The organism is Mycobacterium sp. 852002-53434_SCH5985345 (assembly GCF_001667155.1).
Lineage (GTDB): Bacteria > Actinomycetota > Actinomycetes > Mycobacteriales > Mycobacteriaceae > Mycobacterium.
In genome coordinates, this window is sequence record NZ_LZIE01000053.1 from 74,265 (window position 1) to 95,414 (window position 21,150).

At 66.9% G+C, this 21,150-nt stretch carries 19 protein-coding genes; 14 read left to right on the forward strand and 5 right to left on the reverse strand.

Going from position 1 to position 21,150, the window contains the following annotated elements:
* Positions 1-14: 14 nt before the first annotated feature.
* On the reverse strand, positions 15-1,544 hold the full coding sequence (locus A5756_RS11795; protein WP_066952314.1) for an ATP-dependent DNA ligase: 1,530 nt from the start codon (positions 1,542-1,544) through the stop codon (positions 15-17).
* A gap of 121 nt (positions 1,545-1,665) precedes the next feature.
* Between A5756_RS11795 and A5756_RS11800 the strand changes: the two genes are divergently transcribed.
* Both A5756_RS11800 and A5756_RS11805 read left to right on the forward strand, forming a co-directional pair.
* The gene (locus A5756_RS11800) at positions 1,666-2,424 is read left to right on the forward strand and encodes an SDR family NAD(P)-dependent oxidoreductase (protein ID WP_066952316.1); all 759 of its coding nucleotides are present in this window, start codon (positions 1,666-1,668) and stop codon (positions 2,422-2,424) included.
* A 108-nt stretch (positions 2,425-2,532) separates the two neighbouring features.
* Complete coding sequence (locus A5756_RS11805; protein ID WP_066952318.1) at positions 2,533-4,698, forward strand: acyl-CoA dehydrogenase; 2,166 nt, start codon at positions 2,533-2,535, stop codon at positions 4,696-4,698.
* A gap of 9 nt (positions 4,699-4,707) precedes the next feature.
* Here A5756_RS11805 and A5756_RS11810 read toward each other — a convergent pair whose 3' ends face one another.
* Positions 4,708-5,043, reverse strand: coding sequence for a Zn-ribbon domain-containing OB-fold protein (locus tag A5756_RS11810; protein WP_066952320.1), 336 nt, complete (start codon positions 5,041-5,043; stop codon positions 4,708-4,710).
* A 60-nt stretch (positions 5,044-5,103) separates the two neighbouring features.
* On the opposite strand from A5756_RS11810, the gene A5756_RS11815 reads away from it, so the two are divergent.
* The 4 genes from A5756_RS11815 (at position 5,104) to A5756_RS11830 (ending at position 9,882) form a co-directional block, all read left to right on the forward strand.
* Entirely contained in the window at positions 5,104-6,297 is a 1,194-nt protein-coding gene (locus A5756_RS11815; protein WP_066952664.1) for a thiolase family protein, read from the forward strand.
* A 33-nt stretch (positions 6,298-6,330) separates the two neighbouring features.
* The gene (locus tag A5756_RS11820; protein WP_066952322.1) at positions 6,331-7,761 is read left to right on the forward strand and encodes a FadR/GntR family transcriptional regulator; all 1,431 of its coding nucleotides are present in this window, start codon (positions 6,331-6,333) and stop codon (positions 7,759-7,761) included.
* A gap of 97 nt (positions 7,762-7,858) precedes the next feature.
* A complete protein-coding gene (locus tag A5756_RS11825) occupies positions 7,859-8,848 on the forward strand; it encodes a sensor histidine kinase (RefSeq protein ID WP_066952324.1) in 990 nt (329 codons plus the stop codon).
* A gap of 533 nt (positions 8,849-9,381) precedes the next feature.
* Positions 9,382-9,882, forward strand: coding sequence for a homocitrate synthase (locus tag A5756_RS11830; RefSeq protein ID WP_066952326.1), 501 nt, complete (start codon positions 9,382-9,384; stop codon positions 9,880-9,882).
* Between the two features lie 3 nt (positions 9,883-9,885).
* On the opposite strand, the gene A5756_RS11835 is transcribed toward A5756_RS11830, so the two are convergent.
* A complete protein-coding gene (locus A5756_RS11835) occupies positions 9,886-11,364 on the reverse strand; it encodes a cytochrome P450 (RefSeq protein WP_066952328.1) in 1,479 nt (492 codons plus the stop codon).
* A 114-nt stretch (positions 11,365-11,478) separates the two neighbouring features.
* Between A5756_RS11835 and A5756_RS11840 the strand changes: the two genes are divergently transcribed.
* Positions 11,479-12,114 carry a TetR/AcrR family transcriptional regulator gene (locus A5756_RS11840; protein WP_066952330.1) on the forward strand — a complete coding sequence of 212 codons (636 nt, stop codon included), beginning with the start codon at positions 11,479-11,481 and terminating at the stop codon, positions 12,112-12,114.
* A gap of 27 nt (positions 12,115-12,141) precedes the next feature.
* Positions 12,142-13,065, forward strand: a complete 924-nt coding sequence (locus A5756_RS11845) for an SDR family oxidoreductase (RefSeq protein WP_066952332.1) — start codon at positions 12,142-12,144, stop codon at positions 13,063-13,065.
* Here A5756_RS11845 and A5756_RS11850 read toward each other — a convergent pair.
* The gene (locus A5756_RS11850) at positions 13,000-14,043 is read right to left on the reverse strand and encodes a DNA polymerase IV (RefSeq protein ID WP_066952334.1); all 1,044 of its coding nucleotides are present in this window, start codon (positions 14,041-14,043) and stop codon (positions 13,000-13,002) included. The two genes, A5756_RS11845 and A5756_RS11850, sit on opposite strands and share 66 nt — an antisense overlap.
* Entirely contained in the window at positions 14,043-14,657 is a 615-nt protein-coding gene (locus tag A5756_RS11855; protein WP_066952336.1) for a TetR/AcrR family transcriptional regulator, read from the reverse strand. Before A5756_RS11855 ends, A5756_RS11850 begins: the two co-directional genes overlap by 1 nt.
* A 71-nt stretch (positions 14,658-14,728) precedes the next feature.
* On the opposite strand from A5756_RS11855, the gene A5756_RS11860 reads away from it, so the two are divergent.
* The 6 genes from A5756_RS11860 (at position 14,729) to A5756_RS11885 (ending at position 21,149) form a co-directional block, all read left to right on the forward strand.
* Complete coding sequence (locus A5756_RS11860; RefSeq protein ID WP_066952338.1) at positions 14,729-15,307, forward strand: NAD(P)H-dependent oxidoreductase; 579 nt, start codon at positions 14,729-14,731, stop codon at positions 15,305-15,307.
* Between the two features lie 517 nt (positions 15,308-15,824).
* Entirely contained in the window at positions 15,825-16,064 is a 240-nt protein-coding gene (gene nrdH / locus A5756_RS11865) for a glutaredoxin-like protein NrdH (RefSeq protein ID WP_066952340.1), read from the forward strand.
* Positions 16,065-16,099: 35 nt separating this feature from the next.
* On the forward strand, positions 16,100-16,546 hold the full coding sequence (gene nrdI, locus A5756_RS11870) for a class Ib ribonucleoside-diphosphate reductase assembly flavoprotein NrdI (protein ID WP_066952343.1): 447 nt from the start codon (positions 16,100-16,102) through the stop codon (positions 16,544-16,546).
* On the forward strand, positions 16,516-18,681 hold the full coding sequence (gene nrdE / locus A5756_RS11875) for a class 1b ribonucleoside-diphosphate reductase subunit alpha (protein ID WP_082948029.1): 2,166 nt from the start codon (positions 16,516-16,518) through the stop codon (positions 18,679-18,681). The genes nrdI and nrdE overlap by 31 nt, the downstream gene beginning before the upstream one ends.
* A gap of 78 nt (positions 18,682-18,759) precedes the next feature.
* On the forward strand, positions 18,760-19,494 hold the full coding sequence (locus A5756_RS11880; protein WP_156659458.1) for a TetR/AcrR family transcriptional regulator: 735 nt from the start codon (positions 18,760-18,762) through the stop codon (positions 19,492-19,494).
* 110 nt (positions 19,495-19,604) lie between these two features.
* Entirely contained in the window at positions 19,605-21,149 is a 1,545-nt protein-coding gene (locus A5756_RS11885; protein ID WP_066952347.1) for an NAD(P)/FAD-dependent oxidoreductase, read from the forward strand.
* Position 21,150 lies beyond the last annotated feature (1 nt).

Consider the following 21,150-nt stretch of genomic DNA (forward strand, 5'->3'; position numbering starts at 1 on the left):
GAACAGCGCGCGACTTAATACAGCGCCCGTACGGCGTCGATCGTGTCGGCGTCCGCCGGGCCTTTGTCGTCGCGGTAGCGCACCACCCGGGCGAAACGCAGCGCCACACCGCCGGGGTAGCGCGAGGATTTCTGGACGCCGTCCAACGCCACCTCGACCACCTGCTCGGGCCGCAACCGCACGACGTAACCATCGGTTCCGCTGACGGCGAGTTCGCTGAACCGTGCGGTCTGCCAGTCCAGCATGGCGTCGGTCATTCCCTTGAAAGTCTTTCCCACCATGACGAATTCACCGGTGGCCGGGTCGCGCGCCCCGAGATGGATGTTGGAGAGCTTGCCGCTTCGGCGCCCCGATCCCCATTCCACCGCGAGCACCACCAGATCCAGCGTGTGCACCGGCTTGACCTTTAGCCAGCCCGCCCCGCGCCGGCCCGCCTGATACGGCGCGCCCGGCGCCTTGGCCAGCACGCCTTCGTGGCCGGCGGCCAGTGTCGCGTCCAGGAAGCCGGCGGCCTCGGCGGCGTCCGAGGTGAGCAACCGGTCGACCCGCTGCGCGGCCGGCACCAGCGCGTCCAGGGCGGCCAGCCGCTCGGCGGTCGGCGCGTCGAGCAGGTCGGCGCCGTCGCGGTGCAAGATGTCGAAGAAGAACACCGAAAGTGGTTGCGCCGCACGGGCCGCGTCCACATCGACCGATCGACCGAACCGCGACGCGGTGACCTGGAAGCGATGCGGGGAGTTGTCGGGCCGCAGCGCGATCGCCTCACCGTCGGCGATGAGGTCGCACACCGGCAGGGCCAGCGTCGCCTCCACCACCTCGGGCAGCCGGGCGGTGACGTCGTCAAGGCTTCGTGTGTAGACGGTGACCTGATCGCCGGCCCGGTGAATCTGCACCCGGGCGCCGTCCAGCTTCGCCTCGAAAATGGTTGTGCCGCCGTGGCGTTCGAGCGCATCGGCCACCCCGGTAGCGGTCTGCGCCAGCATCGGGCCGACCGGCCGGCCGGCCCGCAGGGCGAACGCGTCCAGCGCCCCGGTCCCGCCGCTCAGGGCGGCGGCCGCCACTGCCGGCAAGTCCCCGCCCAGCATCGCGGCGCGCTGTACCGACGCAACCGGGATGTCGGCTGCCCTGGCCACCGCGTCCGCCATGATGCCCGCCAGCGCGCCCTGGCGCAGCTCCCCGCCGAGCAACCGCACCAGGAAGGACTGCTCGGTGTCGGTCGCGGCGGCGAACAGTCCCGCCACGAGTTCGGCACGCCGCGCCTGTGACCCCTTGCCCGACACCGCCCCGATCTCCGAGAAGCTGGCGTCCACACCGGCGACGGTCAACGTCGGGCGCGACGCCGGCGCCGGCCGCGACCGCAACGACGCCCAGCCGACCCCGATCTGGCGCTGGCGCAGCTCCCCCGACAGCCAGGAGACCACGATCGCGACCCCGTCGGGGTCGGCCGCCGCGCGGCGCAACAGGTCGGCGATGTGGGCGACCTTGCTCAGCCGTGACGACGTGCCGCCCACGTCAAGTGAGGTCGTCGCGACGTCGAGAAGGAGCACGAAATCAGCTTGGCATGGCTCTTGAACAAGGCGGGGTCACCCCTGCCGGACAGACACGCTAGCGTGCCTACGTAACGTTACAGATTGCAAGAGATCTGACAACCCGAAAGGAAGGGTCCGGATGGAGATCAACGGGAAGAAGGTCGTCGTCATCGGCGGCGCGTCGGGGATGGGCCGTGCGTCCGCGGAGTTGCTGGCCGAGCGCGGGGCGGACGTCGCGATCTTCGACCGTGAGGGTTCCGACGGGAAAGAGGTGGCCGAGGCCATCGGGGGCGCGTTCTACCCGGTCGACGTCACCGACTTCATGGGCACCGAGGAGACCCTGCAGACCGCCGTCGACAAGCTGGGCGGCCTGCACGTCATCATCACCACCGCCGGCGGTGGCATCGCCAAGCGGACGATGACCAAGTCCGGCCCCCACGACCTCGAATCCTTCCAGTCCGTGATCGACCTCAACCTCATCGCCACCTTCAACATCAGCCGGCTCGCGGCGGCGCACATGGCCAAGAACGAGCCCGAGGACGAAGAGCGCGGCGTGATCATCAACACCGCGTCGATCGCGGCCTTCGAAGGGCAGATCGGGCAGGTCGCCTACACCGCCGCCAAGGCCGGCATCGCCGGCATGTGCCTGACCATGGCCCGCGATCTGGGCTCGCTGGGCATCCGCGTGCTGGCGATCGCGCCCAGCCTGTTCGCCACGGGATTGACGCAGGGCATTCCGGACGAATTCGCCGCGGCCCTCACCAAGGACGCGGCCTTCCCCAAGCGTCTCGGCCGGCCGATCGAGTACGCCAAGCTGGTGGCGGCCATCGTGGAGAACCCGATGCTCAACGGCCAGTGCCTGCGCCTGGACGCCGGACAGCGGTTCGCTCCCAAGTAGCCACCCCCACGGGTCGCCCTCCTCGCATTAAGTACACTCTTTAGGTAGCCGCCCCGCTTCCCCTCGAAGCGGGGCCGGCTACCCAGCCGGTAGCGAGGAGGGCCCCTCATGGGTATCGCACTGACCGACGACCACCGTGAACTCGCCGAGGTCGCGCGCGGGTTCCTGACCTCGCAGAAGGCTCGCTGGGCGGCGCGGTCCCTGCTCGACGCCGCCGAGGAATCCCGGCCACCCTTCTGGCAGAACCTCGTCGAGCTGGGCTGGCTCGGCCTGCACGTCGACGAAGAACACGGCGGTTCCGGTTACGGTCTGCCCGAACTCGTGGTGGTGGTCGAGGAACTCGGCCGTGCCGTCGCGCCCGGACCGTTCGTGCCGACCGTCATCGCCTCGGCGGTGATCGCCAAAGACGGTAGCGCCGAACAGAAGTCGCGGCTGCTGCCCGGGCTGATCGACGGGACCGTCACCGCGGGCATCGGCTTGGACGGCCAGGTGCAATTCAAGAACGGGATCGCCGACGGTGACGCCGGAATCGTGCTTGGCGCCGGGCTGGCCGAGCTGCTGCTGATCACCGCGGGCGAGGACGTGCTGCTGCTGGAGCGCGATCGCGCCGGCGTGTCGGTCGAGGTGCCGAACAACTTCGACCCCACCCGGCGCTCCGGACGGGTCCGCCTGGAGAACGTGAACGTCAACGCCGACGACGTCCTGGTGGGCGCGCGGGCATCGGCGCTGGCCCGGGCGCGGACGCTGTTGGCCGCCGAGGCGGTGGGTGGCGCGGCGGACTGCGTGGACGCCGCCGTGGACTACGCCAAGGTGCGGCAGCAGTTCGGGCGCACCATCGCCACTTTCCAAGCGGTCAAGCATCATTGCGCGAACATGCTGGTGGCAGCCGAGTCGGGGGTCGCCGCGGTGTGGGATGCCTCGCGCGCGGCGTCCGAGGACGAGAACCAGTTCCAGCTGGCCGCCGCGGTGGCCGCGGCCCTGGCTTTCCCCGCCTATGCACGCAACGCCGAGCTGAACATTCAGGTGCACGGCGGCATCGGATTCACCTGGGAGCACGACGCCCATCTGCATCTGCGCCGCGCGTTGGTGATCGCGGCGCTGTTCGGCGGTGACGCGCCGGCAAGGGATGTCTTCGAGCGCACGGCCGCCGGCGCCAAGCGGGAGAACAGCCTGGACCTGCCGCCCGAGGCCGAAGAATTGCGCACGCGGATCCATGCCGACGCCGCCGAGATCGCCGCCCTGGACAAAACGGCGCAACGCGACAAGCTGATCGAGACGGGTTACGTCATGCCGCACTGGCCCAAGCCGTGGGGTCGCGCCGCCGATGCGGTCGAGCAGCTGGTGATCGAGGAGGAGTTCCGGGCGGCCGGCATCAAGCGGCCCGATTACTCGATCACCGGGTGGGTGATCCTGACCCTGATCCAGCACGGAACCGATTGGCAGATCGAGAGATTTGTGGAGAAGGCGCTGCGCCAAGAGGAGATCTGGTGCCAGTTGTTCTCCGAACCCGAGGCCGGCTCCGACGCGGCATCGGTCAAGACCCGAGCCACCCGGGTGGACGGCGGCTGGAAGATCAACGGGCAGAAGGTCTGGACCAGCGGGGCCCAGTATTGCGCGCGCGGCCTGGCCACCGTCCGCACCGACCCCGAAGTTCCTAAGCACGCCGGCATCACCACCGTCATCATCGACATGAAGGGCCCGGGCGTCGAGGTGCGGCCGCTGCGGCAGATCACCGGCGGCTCGGAATTCAACGAGGTGTTCTTCAACGACGTGTTCGTTCCCGACGAGGACGTCGTCGGGACGCCCAACTCGGGGTGGACGGTCGCCCGCGCGACGCTGGGCAACGAGCGGGTGAGCATCGGTGGCAGCGGATCGTTCTACGAGGGCTTGGCGTCCACCCTGGTGCAGCTCGCGGCGCAGCAGTCAGATCGCTTGGCGGGCGCGCCGATTCGGATCGGATTCTTCCTCGCCGACGATCACGCGCTGCGGCTGCTGAACCTGCGTCGCGCCGCGCGCAGCGTCGAGGGGGCCGGGCCCGGCCCGGAAGGCAACATCACCAAGCTGAAGCTGGCCGACCACATGGTGGACGGCGCCGCGATCTGGGCGGCACTGGCCGGTCCGGAGGTCGCACTCATGGATGGGCCCGGAGCGGTGGTGGGCCGGCTGGCGATGGGAGCGCGCGGCATGGCGATCGCCGGCGGCACGTCGGAGGTCACCCGCAATCAGATCGCCGAACGGATCCTCGGCATGCCGCGCGACCCGCTGATCAACTAGCCGCCCGGGTCAGGCGGGTGCGAACAACGGCGCCCCGCCGCTGCCCTTTTCCGGCCGAAGGTCGACGGTCATGCCGCACCTGACCGAATCGGGTTCGCAGTCAACGATGTTGGCGGCCACCCGCAGACCTTGTTGTTCGGCGAGTTCGACGATGGCGATCACGTACGGGACGGGAATCTCCGGGTTGTACGGGTGATGGTTGACCGTATAGGTGAACACCGTGCCGCGGCCGGAAACCGGCCGCGCCACCAGCGGGCCTGCGCACGTGCGGCATTCGCCGGCCGCCGGATGCACCCAATGGGCGCAATGGTCGCAATATTCGATGAGCAGCGGCTCGTCCGGCACGACGAATACAGTACACTCAATTGATCCGATGCGGGGCTGGTGGGCTGACGGGCGGTGTGCATGACGCATTTCGAGAAGGACGCGATCCTGTCCGGCATCGGCATATCGCGGATCGGTCGCCGCAGCGGCATCGCGGGTCTTGACCTGACCATGGAATCGGTGCGGGCCGCCATCGAGGACGCCGGGTTGGTCCCGTCCGACGTCGACGGCATCGCGACGCTGGGCGATACCCCCGCCGGGGACGTCAACGCCCAGCTGGGGATCGAGGCGGCGGATTGCGGATCCGGCTTCGGCACCGGCGGGTTGCTCAGCCCGGTGATGTCGGCGTGCCGCGCGGTCGCCGAGCGTCGCGCCCGCCACGTGGTGGTGTACCGGACCATCCAAATGCTCGGGGGCACCGTTCCCGTCAAGCCGCAGGAGAACGCGCCCGCGCCCCCGCTCGCGCGGATGTTCGAGGCGCCTGAGGGTGCCGAACGGCCCGCCGTCGGCGCGATGGACGACGTCAACGATCTGGTCGCGGCCAACGCCTACTCCGCCGCGAACTGGCTGGCACTCAACTGCCGTCGCCACATGGAGCTGTACGGGACCACCAAACAACAGCTGGGCTGGGTGGCGCTCAACGGCAGGCGCAACGCCGCGCTGAATCCGCGTGCGGTGTACCGCGACCCGATGACCATGGCCGACTACCTCAGCGCGCGGCCGGTTTCCACGCCGTTCGGGCTGCTGGACTGCGACGTGCCGATCGACGGCTCGATCGCGGTGGTGGTCTCGCACGCCGAGTACGCGCGTGACTGCCCGCACCGCGCGGTGGCGGTGGAGGCGATCGGCGGATCCGACGGCGCCGGCGGCTGGTTCCACCGCGACGACTACCCGAAGATGGCGATGTCGGATGCGGCGGCGCAGATGTGGTCGCGGACCGACCTGAAACCGTCCGACCTCAAGGTCGCCGAGCTCTACGACGGGTTCACCTATCTCACCTTGGCCTGGCTGGAAGCCCTGGGAATCTGCGGCGACGGCGAGTCCGGGCCCTATGTCGAAGGCGGCGCCCGCATCGCCCGCGACGGCGAACTCCCCCTGAACACCTACGGTGGCCAACTCTCGGCCGGGCGCATGCACGGCTACTGGGCGTTGCACGAGGGCTGCCTGCAGTTGCGCGGCGAGGCGGGGGAGCGGCAGGTGGCGCAGCGCCCGGACGTCGGCGTCGTTTCCGTCGGAGGCGGCCCCGTCGCCGGCTGCATGTTGCTCACATGCTGAAAAGGCTTGCGCCAAAACGCCGCTGGGCCTGACATGAGCACTGGTCTCGGGAACAAACTGGCCTCCAAGATCGCGCGCGACCTCGAGGCCGAGATCGTCCGCCGCGGCTGGGCCATCGGCGAATCGCTGGGCTCCGAACACGCTCTGCAGGAGCGCTTCGGGGTGAGTCGTTCGGTGCTGCGCGAGGCCGTCCGGCTCGTCGAGCATCATCAGGTGGCCCGGATGCGCCGCGGGCCGGGCGGCGGGCTGATCATCTGCGAGCCCGATGCCGGCCCCGCCACCCGCGCCGTCGTCATCTATCTCGAATACCTCGGCACGACGCTCGGCGACCTGCTCAATGCGCGCCTGGTGCTCGAGCCGTTGGCGGCCTCGCTGGCCGCCGAACGAATCGACGAAGCGGGCATCGCTCGGCTGCGGGCCGTGTTGCGGGGCGAGGAACAGTGGAAGCCGGGGTTGCCCACACCGCGGGACGAGTTCCACATCGCCCTGGCGGAGCAATCGAAAAACCCTGTCCTGCAATTGTTTATCGACGTGCTGATGCGGCTCACCACCCGCTACGCCCTGCAGTCGCGGACGGACACGGCCAGCGAGGCCATCGAGGCGGTCGACCGGATGCACGTCGACCACTCCGAGATCGTCGCGGCCGTCACGTCCGGCGACTCGGCGCGGGCCAAGACCCTCAGCGAACGACACGTCGAGGCCGTGACCGCCTGGCTTCAGCACCATCACCCCCGCAACGCGAGCAGACGGCGCAGGCCCAGGCCGCTCAACATCGAGATGCCCCGCGGCAAGCTGGCGGAGATGCTGGCGGCCACTATCGGCGACGACATCGCGGCCGGCGGTTGGAAGGTCGGTTCGGTTTTCGGCACCGAAACGGCCCTCCTCGAGCGCTATCGGGTGAGCCGCGCGGTGTTCCGCGAAGCGGTGCGGCTGCTCGAATACCACTCGATCGCGTACATGCGCCGCGGGCCCGGCGGCGGGCTCGTCATCGCCACACCGCAGGCGCAGGCGAGCATTGACACCATCGCTTTGTACCTCCAGTACCGCGACCCGAGCCGCGAGGACTTACGGTGCGTCCGGGACGCCATCGAGATCGACAACGTCGCCAAGGTGGTCAAGCGGCGCGGCGAATCCGAGGTGGCCGCCTTCCTGTCCGCCCATCGGTCCGAGGTCGACGAAAAGCCCGGCGACGTCGCCGACGCCGCCGTGGAGGAATTCCGGTTCCACGTCGGATTGGCCCAACTGGCGGGCAATTCGCTGCTCGACTTGTTCCTGCGCATCATCGTCGAGTTGTTCCGGCGGCACTGGTCGAGCACCGGGCAGGCGCCGCCGACCTGGGCGGACGTCCTAGCCGTCCACCACGCTCACCTGCGGATCGTCGACGCCATCGAGGCGGGTGACGAGAGCCTGGCCCGGTATCGCGTGCGGCGTCATCTGGACGCCGCCGCGTCCTGGTGGCTGTAGTTCGCAGATGTGATCTGCAGCGCGGTATAGCGAAGGCCCGTCGGGGGTACTGGGGAGGGAGGAAGTGAACGGCCGGTCCAGCAGGGGGTTGGCGTTAGTGATCGAGAGCGAGAGTGCTGGAGTGACGGCAAGCACCCAAATCGGAAAGCTCGGGTTCCTCCATTCGGCACTCATCTACCAATCCCAGCCTGAGTACTTGGATTTCGTGAGCCGCTTCGTCAGCGACGGGCTGGCGATGGATGAGGCGGTCATGGTCGCCGTGCCGTCGGAACAACTGGCGCTACTCCATGACGCGCTGGGCACGGCCGAGTCGTCGGCAGATCTGCAGATGGTCGACATCACCGAGGTCGCCCGCAACCCCAGCCGGCTGATGGCAATGGAGGGGGCTTTCGTCGACGACCACCCCGACCAGCGGGTGCGGATCGTCAGTCAAGTTGCCTGGCCCGGCCGCACCGCGGAAGAGCTGGTCGCCTGCGTGGAGCACGAGGCCCTGGTCAACGGAGCAATGGACGGCTACCAGGTGACCGGTTTGTGCCTCTACGACGGAAGCCGGCTCGACGACGACGTGCTGGCGGACGTCCGAGCGACGCACCCGTTGCTGTGGAGCGGCGACGCGCTGCAGCGCAGCGCCGACTACGCGCCCGACGCCGCGTTGCGGCGCTGCAACCGGCCGCTCCCCGGCAATCCGCGCGCCGTCACCTACTTGGTCAAAAAGTCGTCGGACCTCAGCCCCGCGCGTTCGTTCGCCACGAATTACGCCGGGTGGATCGGGTTGTCCCAGGACGGGATCGAGGACCTGCAATTGGTCGCGACCGAGCTGGCCAGCAACAGCCTGATGTACACCGACGGCGCGTGCCAGCTCGCCTTCTGGCACGACGACGGCTATCTGGTGTGCGAGGCTCGCGACAGCGGGTGCTTCGAAGATCCGCTGGTGGGCCGAATGGACCCGGGGCCGTGCGGCCCCGCTAGCCGCGGGCTATACCTGGTCAATGCCATCTCGGACCTGGTGCGCACCCACACGACCGCCCGCGGCACGACGATTCAGGCGTATCTGCGGTTCGATCCGTCGGCCGGGCCGAACGGCTGAACGCAAGCGGCCCCCGGGAATCGCTTCCCGAGGGCCACTTGAAAATTACTTACAGGCCAACGCAGACAGGCCCCACGCAAGTGGTTCCGCCCCCGCCCAGCCCTGTGCCGCCTGTGGCGGCCGTCGATGCACATCCGGTGGGGAGTATTAACGCCGCGGCCAACCCGGTGGCGGCTGCGACAGTTTTAAGGATTTTCTTGGTGGTTTTCGCCTGCATGATGAGCCTTCTTTCACCATTCTTCCGAGGGGTTGTTGCACAGCCGTTGAACGACTGTTGCCCCCGCCCATACCCCCTGTTGCACACGCGTAAACCAAAATTTTTGACTTATTTCGCGACGGACCGACGCGTTATGCAAACTTGCATGTCAGGGCCGTATGCGGCTAATGTCGTCGCTCGTGCGTCTTCTCGATCGCGCCTTCAAGAAGGCCGTAGTAGCTAGCACCCGCAGCGGGGTCTGACCCAGACCGACCCCCCGCTGTGGGTCGGAAGCTACGCCGTCGGTCACTCCTTTCGACCGAAGAAGACCGGCACGATGACTCTTTTCGAGCGGCTCGACCCGTCCAGTAACCAAGCCAGCCAGTGCGCCGCCACGGTGTGGTTCGCCCAGCAGTTCGGCGCGCCGTTACCCCGCGGTCTGCGGGAACAGGCCGACGCGATGTGCTGGGAAGATTTCGTTGCGACCTACGCCCACACGGGCGGGCCCGTCCGGCTGGGCGGCTGGGCGTGCATCGACACCGCCCGGCCGGGACCGCAGGCCCGCAACTTCGAGGCCGTCATCGCCGTCGGCGACCACATCAGAACTTCAACCGCCGCCGCATGCGGCCCGATCGCGGCGCTGATTGCGATGCTGCATGATCGCGGGATCGCGGTGGAGATCGTCAAGTTTCATCAGCTGGGCTCGGACGGCCACGCCGCCACTTTCGTCCGCGGCAGCAACGGCGCCCGCGACGAGTGGGCGATGGGCTGGTCGGACGATTCGACGCAGTCGGCGTTGCGCGCGGTGATCGCCTGCGCTAACCGACTGCTCGCCTGAGGCCTACAGCGGGCGCAGGACGATCGGCATGCCGTCCATCGGTATCGGCATGCCGCCGTAGTCCAGGTGCGGCTGATAGCCCGGCCGGGCCAGCTCCAGCCGGTAGCGTCGCAGCAGTCGGTGCACGACGGTCTTGACCTCCAGCTGACCGAACACCATGCCGATGCACTTGTGCGCGCCGCCGCCGAACGGCGCGAAGGCGTAGCGATGCTTCTTGTGCTCGGAGCGGGGCTCGGCGAAGCGGTCGGGATCGAATTTGTCTGGGTCCGTCCACAATTCGGGCAGGCGGTGATTCATGCCCGGCCAGATGGTGATGTTGGTCCCGGCGGGGATGTAATGGCCGAGTAGCTCGGTGTCGCGCACGGCCTGCCGCATATTGAACGGTAGCGGCGTCACCATGCGCAGCGACTCGTTCATGATCAGCTCGAGCGTCTCCAGCTTCTCCAGCGCCTCGATGTCCAACGGGCCGTCGCCGAGCCGAGCCGACTCCTCACGGGCCCGCTCCTGCCACTCCGGGTTCGCGGCCATGTTGTACACCATGGTGGTGGTCGTCGACGTCGACGTGTCGTGGGCGGCCATCATCAAGAAGATCATGTGGTTGACGATGTCTTCGTCGGTGAAGCTGTTGCCGTCGTCGTCCTCGGTGTGGCACAACACCGTGAGCATGTCATTGCCGGTGGCGTTGCGGCGCTCCTTCACCCGCTCGATGAAGTAGTCCTCGAGGAGCTTGCGGGCCCGCAGCCCGCGCCACCATTTGAACGGCGGAAGGGGTTGCCGGATGATCGCGCCGCCCGCGCGCGTCGTGATCGTGAACGCCTGATTGACCTTGGTCACCAGGTCGTGGTCCGTGCCCGGCTCGTGCCCCATGAACACCAGGGATGCGATATCGAGGGTGAGTTCCTTCATCGCCGGGTGGAACAGGAACCGCGCGTCGTTGGTCGGCCAGTCGGCGACGATGTCGCTGGCCACCCGATCGATGTGCTCGACGTAGCCGGTCAGCCGGCTGCGGATGAAGGCCTCCTGCATGATGCGCCGGTGGTACATGTGCTCGTCGAAGTCCAGCATCATCAGGCCCCGGTTGAAGAACGGCCCGATCACCGGGTGCCAGCCCCGCTGCGAGAAGTCCTTGTTCTTGTTGGAGAACACGGCCTGGGTGGCGTCCGGGCCCAGCGCGGTCACCGCCGGCATGATCGGCGAGTCGAGGAAGTGCAGGGGGCCGCGGGTGCGATATAGATGCAGTGCGTAGTCCGGCCCGCCCCGGAACATCTCGATGATGTGCCCGAGGATCGGGAGGCCGGCGTCACCCAGCACGGGCTTGAGGCCGCTGCCGGCGGGCGGTTCGGCCAGCACCTTGGTTTCCCAGTCGTGGCTGAGCAGACGCCTTTCGACCGCACCCATCCCCGGGATGGTGTTCAGCGTCGGGGTGAACCGGCGCCGCGCCTGGTCCAGCAGGTACTGCGGGGTGCTGATCGTGGCGGTCATAGACGCTCCTTTGCGTTCCCTCCGAGGTGACAGCCGTCACTGTCTTATAACCTTCGGAAAAAACTTGACGGCTGTCAAGTTTGCTTTTTGACCGGCGTGGTGCAAGGTCAGGGAATGAGCAGCCATCCCGCCAGTCCGGAGCCGGGCGGGCAACGGCGCGGCGACAAGCAGCGCCAGGCGATCCTGCAGGCGGTGCGGGAACTGCTGCAGGAGAAGCCATTCGCGGAGCTGTCGGTCAGCACCATCAGCCTCCGGGCCGGGGTGGCCCGGTCGGGCTTCTACTTCTATTTCGACTCCAAGTACGCCGTACTCGCCCAGCTGATGGCCGAGGCCGCCGAGGAACTCGAAGCGCTAACCCAGGATTTCGCCCCTCGCCAGCCGGGCGAGTCGCCGGAGCAGTTCGCCGAGCGCATGGTCGGCAGCGCGGCGGCCGTTTATGCGCACAACGACCCGGTGATGACCGCCTGCAACGAGGCCCGCAATACCGACGTCGAGATTCGCAACCTGATGGATCAACAATTCGAGGTGGTGCTGGGTCAGATCGTCGCCATCGTCGAGGCCGAGATGAAGGCCGGGACCGCCAGCCCGATCAGCGACGACCTGCCGACACTGATCCGCACCCTGGCCGGTACCACCGCGTTGATGCTGACCGGCGATCCCATCCTGGCCGGCCGTGACAGCGATCGCGACCGCCGCGTGCGCGTACTCGAGCGGTTGTGGCTACACGCGCTCTGGGGCGGGCGCCCGTAGGGCGTTACCGCCGGTATCGTCACGGCAATGGGGCAGCAGGGGTATTACGCAGGCAAGCGGTGTCTGGTCACCGGCGCGGCCAGCGGCATCGGGCGGGCCACCGCGTTGCGGCTGGCCGCACAGGGCGCCGAACTCTATCTGACCGACCGGGACCGGGAGGGCCTCGAGCTCACCGTGGCCGACGCCCGCGCGCTGGGCGCTCAGGTGCCCGCGCACCGGGCGCTCGACATCGCCGACTACGACCAGGTGGCGGCGTTCGCCGCCGACGTCCACCGCGACCGTCCGAGCATGGACGTCGTGCTCAACATCGCCGGAGTCTCCGCCTGGGGCACCGTCGACCGGCTGACGCACGACCAGTGGAGCAAGATGATCGCGATCAACCTGATGGGTCCGATCCACGTCATCGAATCCTTCGTGCCGCCGATGGTGGCCGCCCGCAATGGCGGGCACCTGGTCAACGTGTCGTCGGCGGCCGGGCTGGTCGCGCTCCCGTGGCATGCCGCCTACAGCGCCAGCAAGTACGGCCTGCGCGGCCTGTCGGAGGTGCTGCGCTTCGACCTGGCCCGCCACCGCATCGGGGTGTCGGTCGTGGTGCCGGGAGCGGTGAACACCCCACTGGTGCAAACCGTCGAGATCGCCGGCGTGGACCGCGAAGACCCCAAGGTCGCGCGCTGGGTGAACCGGTTCAGCGGCCACGCCGTCTCGCCGGAGAAGGCGGCCGAGAAGATCTTGGCCGGGGTGGCCAAGAACCGCTACCTGATCTACACCTCACCGGACATCCGGGCGCTGTACGCCTTCAAGCGGCTGGCCTGGTGGCCCTACAGCGTGGCGATGCGTCAGGTCAACGTCATCTTCACCCGGGCGCTGCGGCCGGCTCCGGCGCCGCTAGTCCGGCATGGCCAGTTCGAGGCGCACTCCGAGCAGCCGGATCGGGCGGTCGAGCTCGAATAGTTCCAGCACGCCCAGCGCCGCGGCGACGATGGTGTCGCGGTCGGTGGTGGGCGCGTCCAACTTGCGGATTTTGGTGCGGGTGTAGAACGTCGCGGTTCGCACGGTAACCGCCACCCGCGTCACGATCCGGCCGGACGCGAGCACGTCAGCCAACGCCTGTTCGGCCAGTTGCGTTATGGCCGAATCCATTTCGGCGCGATCGGTGAGGTCTCGCGGGAAGGTGACGACGTGGCTGCGGGAGCGGGGAATCCACGGCTCGGCGCTGACTTGCGCGTCACCGCCGCCCTTGGCCAGCAGCAGCAGCCACAGGCCGGTGCGCGGGCCGAACGCAGAAGTGAGTAACTCGGCATCACTGTGCGCGAGCTGCCAGACTGTCGTAATTCCCAGTGTGGCAAGCTTTTTCGCCGTCTTCGGCCCCACGCCCCACAGTGCGTCGACCGGGCGATCCGCCATCAGGGTCATCCAGTTCGCATCGGTGAGCTTGAAGATGCCCGCCGGTTTGGCGAAGCCGGTCGCGATCTTGGCGCGCTGCTTGTTGTCGCTGATTCCGACCGAGCAGGACAGCCCGGTTTCCGACGAGATGATCGTGCGAATCTCTTCGGCCACGGCGGCCGGATCGGCCGCCGCGTCGCCGTTCAGCCCGACATAGGCCTCGTCCCAGCCCCACACTTCGACCGGATGCCCCAAGTCTCGCAACAGCCCCATCACCTCTTCGGACGCCGCGTCGTAGGCGGCCGCATCCGAGGGCAGAAACGTCGCATCGGGGCAGCGGCGCGAAGCGGCCCGCAACGGCATGCCGGCGTGCACGCCGAATTCCCGGGCCTCGTAGGAGGCGCAGGTGACCACCTTGCGGGGCTCGGTCGGGTCGCCGTTGCCGCCCACGATGACCGGCAGCCCGGCCAGTTCGGGGTGGCGGCGCAACTCCACCGACGCCAGAAACTGATCGAGGTCGACGTGCAGGACCCAGGCCGAGCTCATCAGCGCCCACAAAGCTTGCGCGCCAAGCTTTCCCATGCGTCACCCAACGTCTGCAGGGTGTGGCCGCGTTCGTTGAGCTGGTGCTCGACATAGTTCACGTGGAGGAGGGCCAACAGGGCATCGGTCTGAGCGTCGAGGTCGCCGGTGGTGTGCGCCGCCTGGAGCAGCACCCGGATGTGGGTGTGGTGCACCAGGACGGGCGCGCTGTAGCGAGCCTGCGGATCGCGGTGTGCTTCCGACAGCAGTTCGTGATGGGTATGGGCGAAACGGATGCGTTCCCGACCGAACGCCACCAGCCGGTCGACCGGCGCGGCGTCGGGTCCCAGTGGAGGCGGGCCGAACAGGAAGGCCTGCTGGCTGGCTTGCTCGTCCTCGTCGAGCAGCACCATCATCAGGCCGGCGCGGCTGCCGAACCGGCGAAACAATGTGCCCTTGCCGACACCGGCGGCGGCCGCGACGTCATCCATGGTGACCGCGTCCGCGCCGCGCTCGGCGATCAGCCTACGGGCGGCATCCAGCAGGAGGGCACGGTTGCGCGCCGCGTCGCCCCGCTCCGGCTGGGCCGCTTGGAGCGGGTAGACGGGTAGTTCACCCAACCGCTCGACACTGCTCATTCCTGTACTTTAACGCCGCGGGAATACAACCGGACTCTGGTCCGGTTGTGTGTGCGAGGATGGACCAACTAATGAAGGGAAACGCGACGGTGGCAGACAACATCAAGGTCTTGGCGTTAGTGGGGAGCCTGCGCGCGGCGTCGATCAATCGTCAGATCGCCGAACTGGCATCTGACATCGCCCCCGACGGCGTCACCGTGACGGTGTTCGACGGGCTGGCGGACCTGCCGTTCTACAACGAGGAGATCGATGAGGCGATGACTGCCGACGCCCCGCCGCTGGCCCCGGTGACCGCCCTGCGCACCGCGGCGGCCGAGGCCGACGCCGCGCTGGTGGTCACCCCGGAATACAACGGCAGCATCCCGGCCGTCATCAAGAACGCGATCGACTGGCTGTCCCGCCCGTTCGGTGACGGCGCGCTGAAGGGCAAGCCGCTGGCGGTCATTGGCGGCTCGTTCGGCCAGTACGGCGGGGTCTGGGCGCACGACGAAACCCGCAAGTCGTTCGGGATTGCCGGTGCCCGCGTGGTCGAGTCGATCAAGCTCTCGGTGCCGTTCAAAACACTGGAAGGCAAGGCGCCCGCGGACCACGCCGAGCTCTCGGGGAACGTACGCGATGTCGTCGGGAAACTGGTCGCCGAAGTCGACTGATTGGCGGAAGTCAACAAGCCCGCCGCCGGACGACCAGCGAGGTTGCTGTAACCGGATAGCAGAAGCCGCCAGCCCCGGCTGGCGGCTTTGCTGGCGGCGAGTCGGATTGGGGGGCCCGCGCCGCGCCGGCGGGGAGTTGTCGGTGGCCGGTGATATACCCGTTCGCATGGATGACTCAGGCGGCGAATGTGACCTGCGACACGCCGGGCGCGTGTCGTCCAGAGTGCTTACGACCAGCGAATTTCAGAAATGTTATTCCGAACATCTTGTATCTCGATATCTTGCCAGCCACTAGGTGTAGTGTTTCGAGGACCGGCAGATCCCAGGTTCACCAGCCCGACCGGGGCCTGGTTCACCACCCGAAATCGGCTCGATAGGTCATTCGACCCCGACGGCCGCAGGACGGGAATCGGGGGACTTGACGGGCCGCTGTAACACAGCGAGGACAGAGTTCGTTGCAGTACCCGAGTAGTTGCCAGTCCGTACAAGTCCCACCTTCCGCAAAGGAGCGGCTTCTATGACCATCACCGTGTACACCAAGCCGGCATGCGTGCAGTGCAGCGCCACGTTCAAGGCCCTGGACAAGCAGGGCATCGGCTACGAGAAGGTCGACATCACGCTGGACAACGAGGCGCGCGACTACGTGATGGCGCTGGGTTACCTGCAGGCCCCCGTCGTGGTGGCCGGAAACGACCACTGGTCGGGGTTCCGGCCGGACCGCATCAGGGCCATCGCGGAATCGGCGCTCAGCGCCTGAGCAGTTAGCGGCAGACGTCAGGTAAGGAGGTTGCGGTGCAGTCGCGCAACCTGGTCTATTTCTCCTCCGTGTCGGAGAACACCCACCGCTTCGTGGAAAAGCTGGGTGTTCCCGCCACGCGGATACCGCTGCATGGCCCGATCGAGGTCGACGAGCCGTACGTGCTGATACTGCCCACGTACGGCGGCGGCCGGGCCACCCCGGATCTGAATGCCGGTGGCTATGTTCCCAAGCAAGTCATCGCTTTCCTGAACAACGAGCACAACCGGTCGTTGATCCGCGGCGTCATCGCCGCGGGCAACAACAACTTCGGCGCCGAATTCGCCTATGCGGGCAACGTGATCTCACGCAAATGCGGCGTTCCCTACCTTTACCGCTTCGAACTGATGGGAACCCCGGACGACGTGGAAGCCGTCCGCACGGGTTTGGAAGATTTCTGGAAGGAACAGACGTGCCACCAACCGTCACTGCAGAGCCTGTAACCTCCGGCGCGCACACGCTACCGGGCGAGACGGACTACCACGCCCTGAACGCGATGCTGAACCTGTACGACGCCGACGGCAGGATTCAGTTCGACAAGGACGTGCTGGCGGCTCGCGAGTACTTCCTGCAGCACGTCAACCAGAACACGGTCTTCTTCCACAATCAGGACGAGAAGCTCGACTACCTGATTCGCGAAAACTATTACGAGCGCGAGGTTCTCGACCAGTACTCGCGCAACTTCGTCAAGGAGCTGCTGGACCGCGCCTACGCCAAGAAGTTCCGGTTCCCGACGTTCCTCGGCGCGTTCAAGTACTACACCTCCTACACGCTCAAGACCTTCGACGGTAAGCGCTACCTGGAGCGCTTCGAGGACCGCGTGGTCATGGTGGCGCTCACCCTGGCCGCCGGCGACACCGGACTGGCCGAGAAGCTGGTCGACGAGATCATCGACGGCCGCTTCCAGCCGGCCACCCCGACGTTCTTGAACTCGGGCAAGAAGCAGCGCGGCGAGCCGGTGAGCTGCTTCCTGTTACGCATCGAGGACAACATGGAGTCGATCGGGCGATCGATCAACTCCGCCCTGCAGCTGTCCAAGCGCGGCGGCGGAGTCGCGTTGCTGCTGACCAACATTCGTGAGCACGGCGCGCCGATCAAGAACATCGAGAACCAGTCTTCGGGCGTCATCCCCATCATGAAGCTGCTCGAGGACTCGTTCTCCTACGCCAACCAACTGGGCGCGCGCCAGGGGGCCGGCGCGGTGTACCTGCACGCGCATCACCCCGACATCTACCGCTTCCTGGACACCAAGCGGGAGAACGCCGACGAGAAGATCCGGATCAAGACGCTGAGCCTGGGCGTAGTGATCCCCGACATCACCTTCGAGCTGGCCAAGAAGAACGAGGACATGTACCTGTTCTCGCCGTACGACGTCGAGCGGGTCTACGGGGTGCCCTTCGCCGACATCTCGGTGACCGAGAAGTACTACGAGATGGTCGACGACGCGCGCATCCGCAAGACGAAAATCAAGGCGAGGGAGTTCTTCCAGACGCTGGCCGAGCTGCAGTTCGAGTCGGGCTACCCCTACATCATGTTCGAGGACACAGTGAACCGGGCCAATCCGATCGAGGGCAAGATCACGCACTCGAACCTGTGCTCGGAGATCCTGCAGGTGTCCACGCCGTCGGAGTTCAACGATGACCTCTCGTACTCCAAAGTGGGCAAGGACATTTCGTGCAACCTCGGGTCGCTGAACATCGCCAAGGCGATGGACTCGCCCGACTTCGCGCAGACCATCGAGGTGGCGATCCGCGCGCTGACCGCGGTGAGTGACCAGACGTCGATCACGTCGGTGCCCTCGATCGAGCAGGGCAACAACGAATCCCACGCGATCGGGCTGGGACAGATGAACCTGCACGGCTATCTCGCCCGGGAGCGCATCTTCTACGGGTCCGAGGAAGGCATCGACTTCACCAACATCTACTTCTATACGGTGCTCTACCACGCGCTGCGGGCGTCGAATCGCATTGCCATCGAACGGGGCAGGGCGTTCGGCGGTTTCGAGCGGTCGAAGTACAAATCGGGGGAGTTCTTCGACAAGTACACCGAGCAGGTGTGGGAGCCGCAGACCGAGAAGGTGCGTCAGCTCTTCGCCGACGCGGACATCCGGATCCCCACCCAGGACGACTGGAAGCGGCTGAAGGAGTCGGTGCAGGAGTACGGCATCTACAACCAGAACCTGCAGGCCGTCCCGCCGACCGGGTCGATCTCCTACATCAACCACTCCACCAGCTCGATCCACCCGATCGCCAGCAAGGTCGAGATCCGCAAGGAAGGCAAGATCGGCCGCGTCTACTACCCGGCGCCCTACATGACCAACGACAACCTGGAGTACTTCCAGGACGCCTACGAGATCGGGTACGAGAAGGTCATCGACACCTACGCCGCGGCCACCCAGCACGTGGACCAGGGCCTGAGTCTGACGCTGTTCTTCAAGGACACCGCGACCACCCGCGACGTGAACAAGGCGCAGATCTACGCCTGGCGCAAGGGCATCAAGACGCTCTACTACATCCGCTTGCGGCAGATGGCTTTGGAGGGCACCGAGGTCGAGGGCTGCGTGTCCTGCATGCTCTGAGCGTCGCAGCCGGCTCCTGGGGCGCAGTCTGCCCAGGTCAGCGGCTCAGGGCGGTCCCAGAGGGGTATGGTGCTTGACGTGGTGAGAATTCCGCGACCACCCCACCCCAGCGTCAAGCCGCCGGGGGCCAAGGTCGACGCGCGCAGCGAGCGGTGGCGCGAACACCGCAAGAAGGTGCGCGGCGAGATCGTGGATGCGGCGTTTCGCGCCATCGACCGCCTGGGGCCCGAGCTGAGCGTGCGGGAGATCGCCGAGGAGGCCGGCACCGCCAAGCCGAAGATCTACCGGCATTTCCACGACAAGTCCGATCTGTTCCAGGCCATCGGGGAACGGCTGCGCGACATGCTCTGGACGGCGATCTTCCCGTCGGTCGATCTGAAGATCGACTCGGCGCGCGAGGTGATCAGGCGGGCCGTCGACGAGTACGTCGGCCTGGTCGACCAGCACCCCAACGTGTTGCGGGTGTTCATCCAGGGCCGCTCGTCGGCAAGCCCCCAGATCCTCAACGAGGGTCGCGGCATCACGTTGGCGATGGCCGACCTGTTCGACGACGAGCTGCGCGAGATGGAGCTCGACCATGCGGCGTTCGAGCTCGCCGCGCACGCGGCCTTCGGCTCGGCTGCATCGGCCACCGAGTGGTGGCTGGGTCCGGACCCGCAGAGCGCGCGCCGCATGCCGCGCGACCAGTTCGTCGCCCACCTGACGACCATCATGGTGGGGGTCATCGTCGGCACCGCCGAGGTGCTCGGCATCACGATGGACCCCGACCAGCCGGTTCACAGCGTGGTGCCCAGCAACCCTGCGGCGAGCTGAGGCTGAGGACCTTTGGCACGTTGACATCGTTCCGGCGATCGTCAACACTCGTGCCATTCGATACCCTGGGTACTGGGTATTTGGGGAGCTAACAGGAAGACCGATCCACTGTGACCGACGTTGTGACACACGCCGAACCGACATCCGCACACCAGCCCGTGCACGCGCGCGCCATCATCATCGGGACCGGGTTCTCCGGCCTGGGCATGGCGATCAAGCTGCAGCAGCAGGGCGTGGACTTCGTGATCCTGGAGAAGTTCAACGACGTCGGCGGCACCTGGCGCGACAACAGTTACCCGGGCTGCGCCTGCGACATCCCGTCGCACCTGTATTCGTTCTCCTTCGATCCCAAGCCCGACTGGAAGAACCCGTTCTCTTATCAGCCCGAGATCTGGGACTACCTCAAAGGCGTCACCGAGAAATACGGCCTGCGCCGGTACATCGAGTTCAACTCGCACGTCGATCGGGCCCACTGGGACGACGACGAACAGCGCTGGCATGTCTTCACCGAAGACGGCCGCGAATTCGTCGGGCAGTTCCTGATCTCCGGCGCGGGGGCGTTGCACATCCCGTCCCTGCCCGACATCGACGGCCGCGACGAATTCCGCGGTCCTGCTTTCCATTCCGCGGAATGGGACCATAGCGTCGATTTGATTCGCAAGCGGGTGGCGATGATCGGGACCGGCGCCAGCGCGATCCAGATCGTGCCGGAGATCGTCGGGCAGGTCGCCGAACTTCAGCTCTACCAACGCACTCCGCCGTGGGTGGTGCCGCGCTCCAACCCCGAGATTCCCGTCGCACTGCGCCGGGCCATGGCGAACGTCCCGGGCTTGCGGGCGCTGACGCGTGTGGCGATCTATTGGGGTCAAGAGGCGCTGGCCGTCGGGATGACCAAGCGCCCCAACGCGCTGAAGTTCATCGAAGCCTACGTGAAATACAACATCCGCCGGTCGGTCAAGGATCGCGAACTGCGTCGCAAGCTGACCCCGCACTATCGCATCGGCTGCAAGCGAATCCTGAACTCCTCCACCTATTATCGTGCGGTCGCCGACCCGAAGACCGAACTGATCACCGATCACATCGCGCGAATCACGCCCACCGGGATCGTCACCGCCGACGGCAAAGAGCGCGAGGCCGACGTCATCGTGTACGGCACCGGATTCCACGTCACCGACTCCTACACCTACGTCCAGATCAAGGGCCACAACGGTGAGGACCTGGTGGACCGCTGGAACCGGGAGGGCATCGCCGCCCACCGCGGCATCACCGTCGCCGACATGCCCAACCTGTTCTTCCTGCTGGGGCCCAACACCGGCCTGGGACACAACTCGGTGGTCTTCATGATCGAGTCCCAGATTCGCTACGTGGCCAGCGCGATCAAGACCTGCGACAAGCTCGGCGTGCAGGCGCTGGCGCCGACGCGCGCCGCGCAGGACGCCTTCAACGACGAGTTGCAGCGCCGGCTGGGGCCGTCGGTGTGGAACAGCGGTGGTTGCGCCAGTTGGTATCTCGACGAGCACGGCAAGAACACGGTGCTGTGGGGCGGCTACACCTGGGAGTACTGGCGGGACACCCGCTCGGTCAAGCCGGAGGAGTACGAATTCTTCGGCAACGGGTCGGGCGCCAAGCGCATGGCGGCGGCCGCGCGGGGCTGAG

Excerpts from the sequence above, each read along its gene's own strand:
- A5756_RS11845 (WP_066952332.1), top strand. The coding sequence starts at position 12,142 with ATGGGGCAGCAGGGGTATTACGCAGGCAAGCGGTGTCTGGTCACCGGC.
- A5756_RS11805 (WP_066952318.1), top strand. The coding sequence starts at position 2,533 with ATGGGTATCGCACTGACCGACGACCACCGTGAACTCGCCGAGGTCGCG.
- nrdH (WP_066952340.1), top strand. The coding sequence starts at position 15,825 with ATGACCATCACCGTGTACACCAAGCCGGCATGCGTGCAGTGCAGCGCC.
- A5756_RS11830 (WP_066952326.1), top strand. The coding sequence starts at position 9,382 with ATGACTCTTTTCGAGCGGCTCGACCCGTCCAGTAACCAAGCCAGCCAG.
- A5756_RS11860 (WP_066952338.1), top strand. The coding sequence starts at position 14,729 with ATGAAGGGAAACGCGACGGTGGCAGACAACATCAAGGTCTTGGCGTTA.
- A5756_RS11840 (WP_066952330.1), top strand. The coding sequence starts at position 11,479 with ATGAGCAGCCATCCCGCCAGTCCGGAGCCGGGCGGGCAACGGCGCGGC.
- A5756_RS11835 (WP_066952328.1), bottom strand. The coding sequence starts at position 11,364 with ATGACCGCCACGATCAGCACCCCGCAGTACCTGCTGGACCAGGCGCGG.
- A5756_RS11855 (WP_066952336.1), bottom strand. The coding sequence starts at position 14,657 with ATGAGCAGTGTCGAGCGGTTGGGTGAACTACCCGTCTACCCGCTCCAA.
- A5756_RS11800 (WP_066952316.1), top strand. The coding sequence starts at position 1,666 with ATGGAGATCAACGGGAAGAAGGTCGTCGTCATCGGCGGCGCGTCGGGG.
- A5756_RS11815 (WP_066952664.1), top strand. The coding sequence starts at position 5,104 with ATGACGCATTTCGAGAAGGACGCGATCCTGTCCGGCATCGGCATATCG.
- A5756_RS11820 (WP_066952322.1), top strand. The coding sequence starts at position 6,331 with ATGAGCACTGGTCTCGGGAACAAACTGGCCTCCAAGATCGCGCGCGAC.
- A5756_RS11850 (WP_066952334.1), bottom strand. The coding sequence starts at position 14,043 with ATGAGCTCGGCCTGGGTCCTGCACGTCGACCTCGATCAGTTTCTGGCG.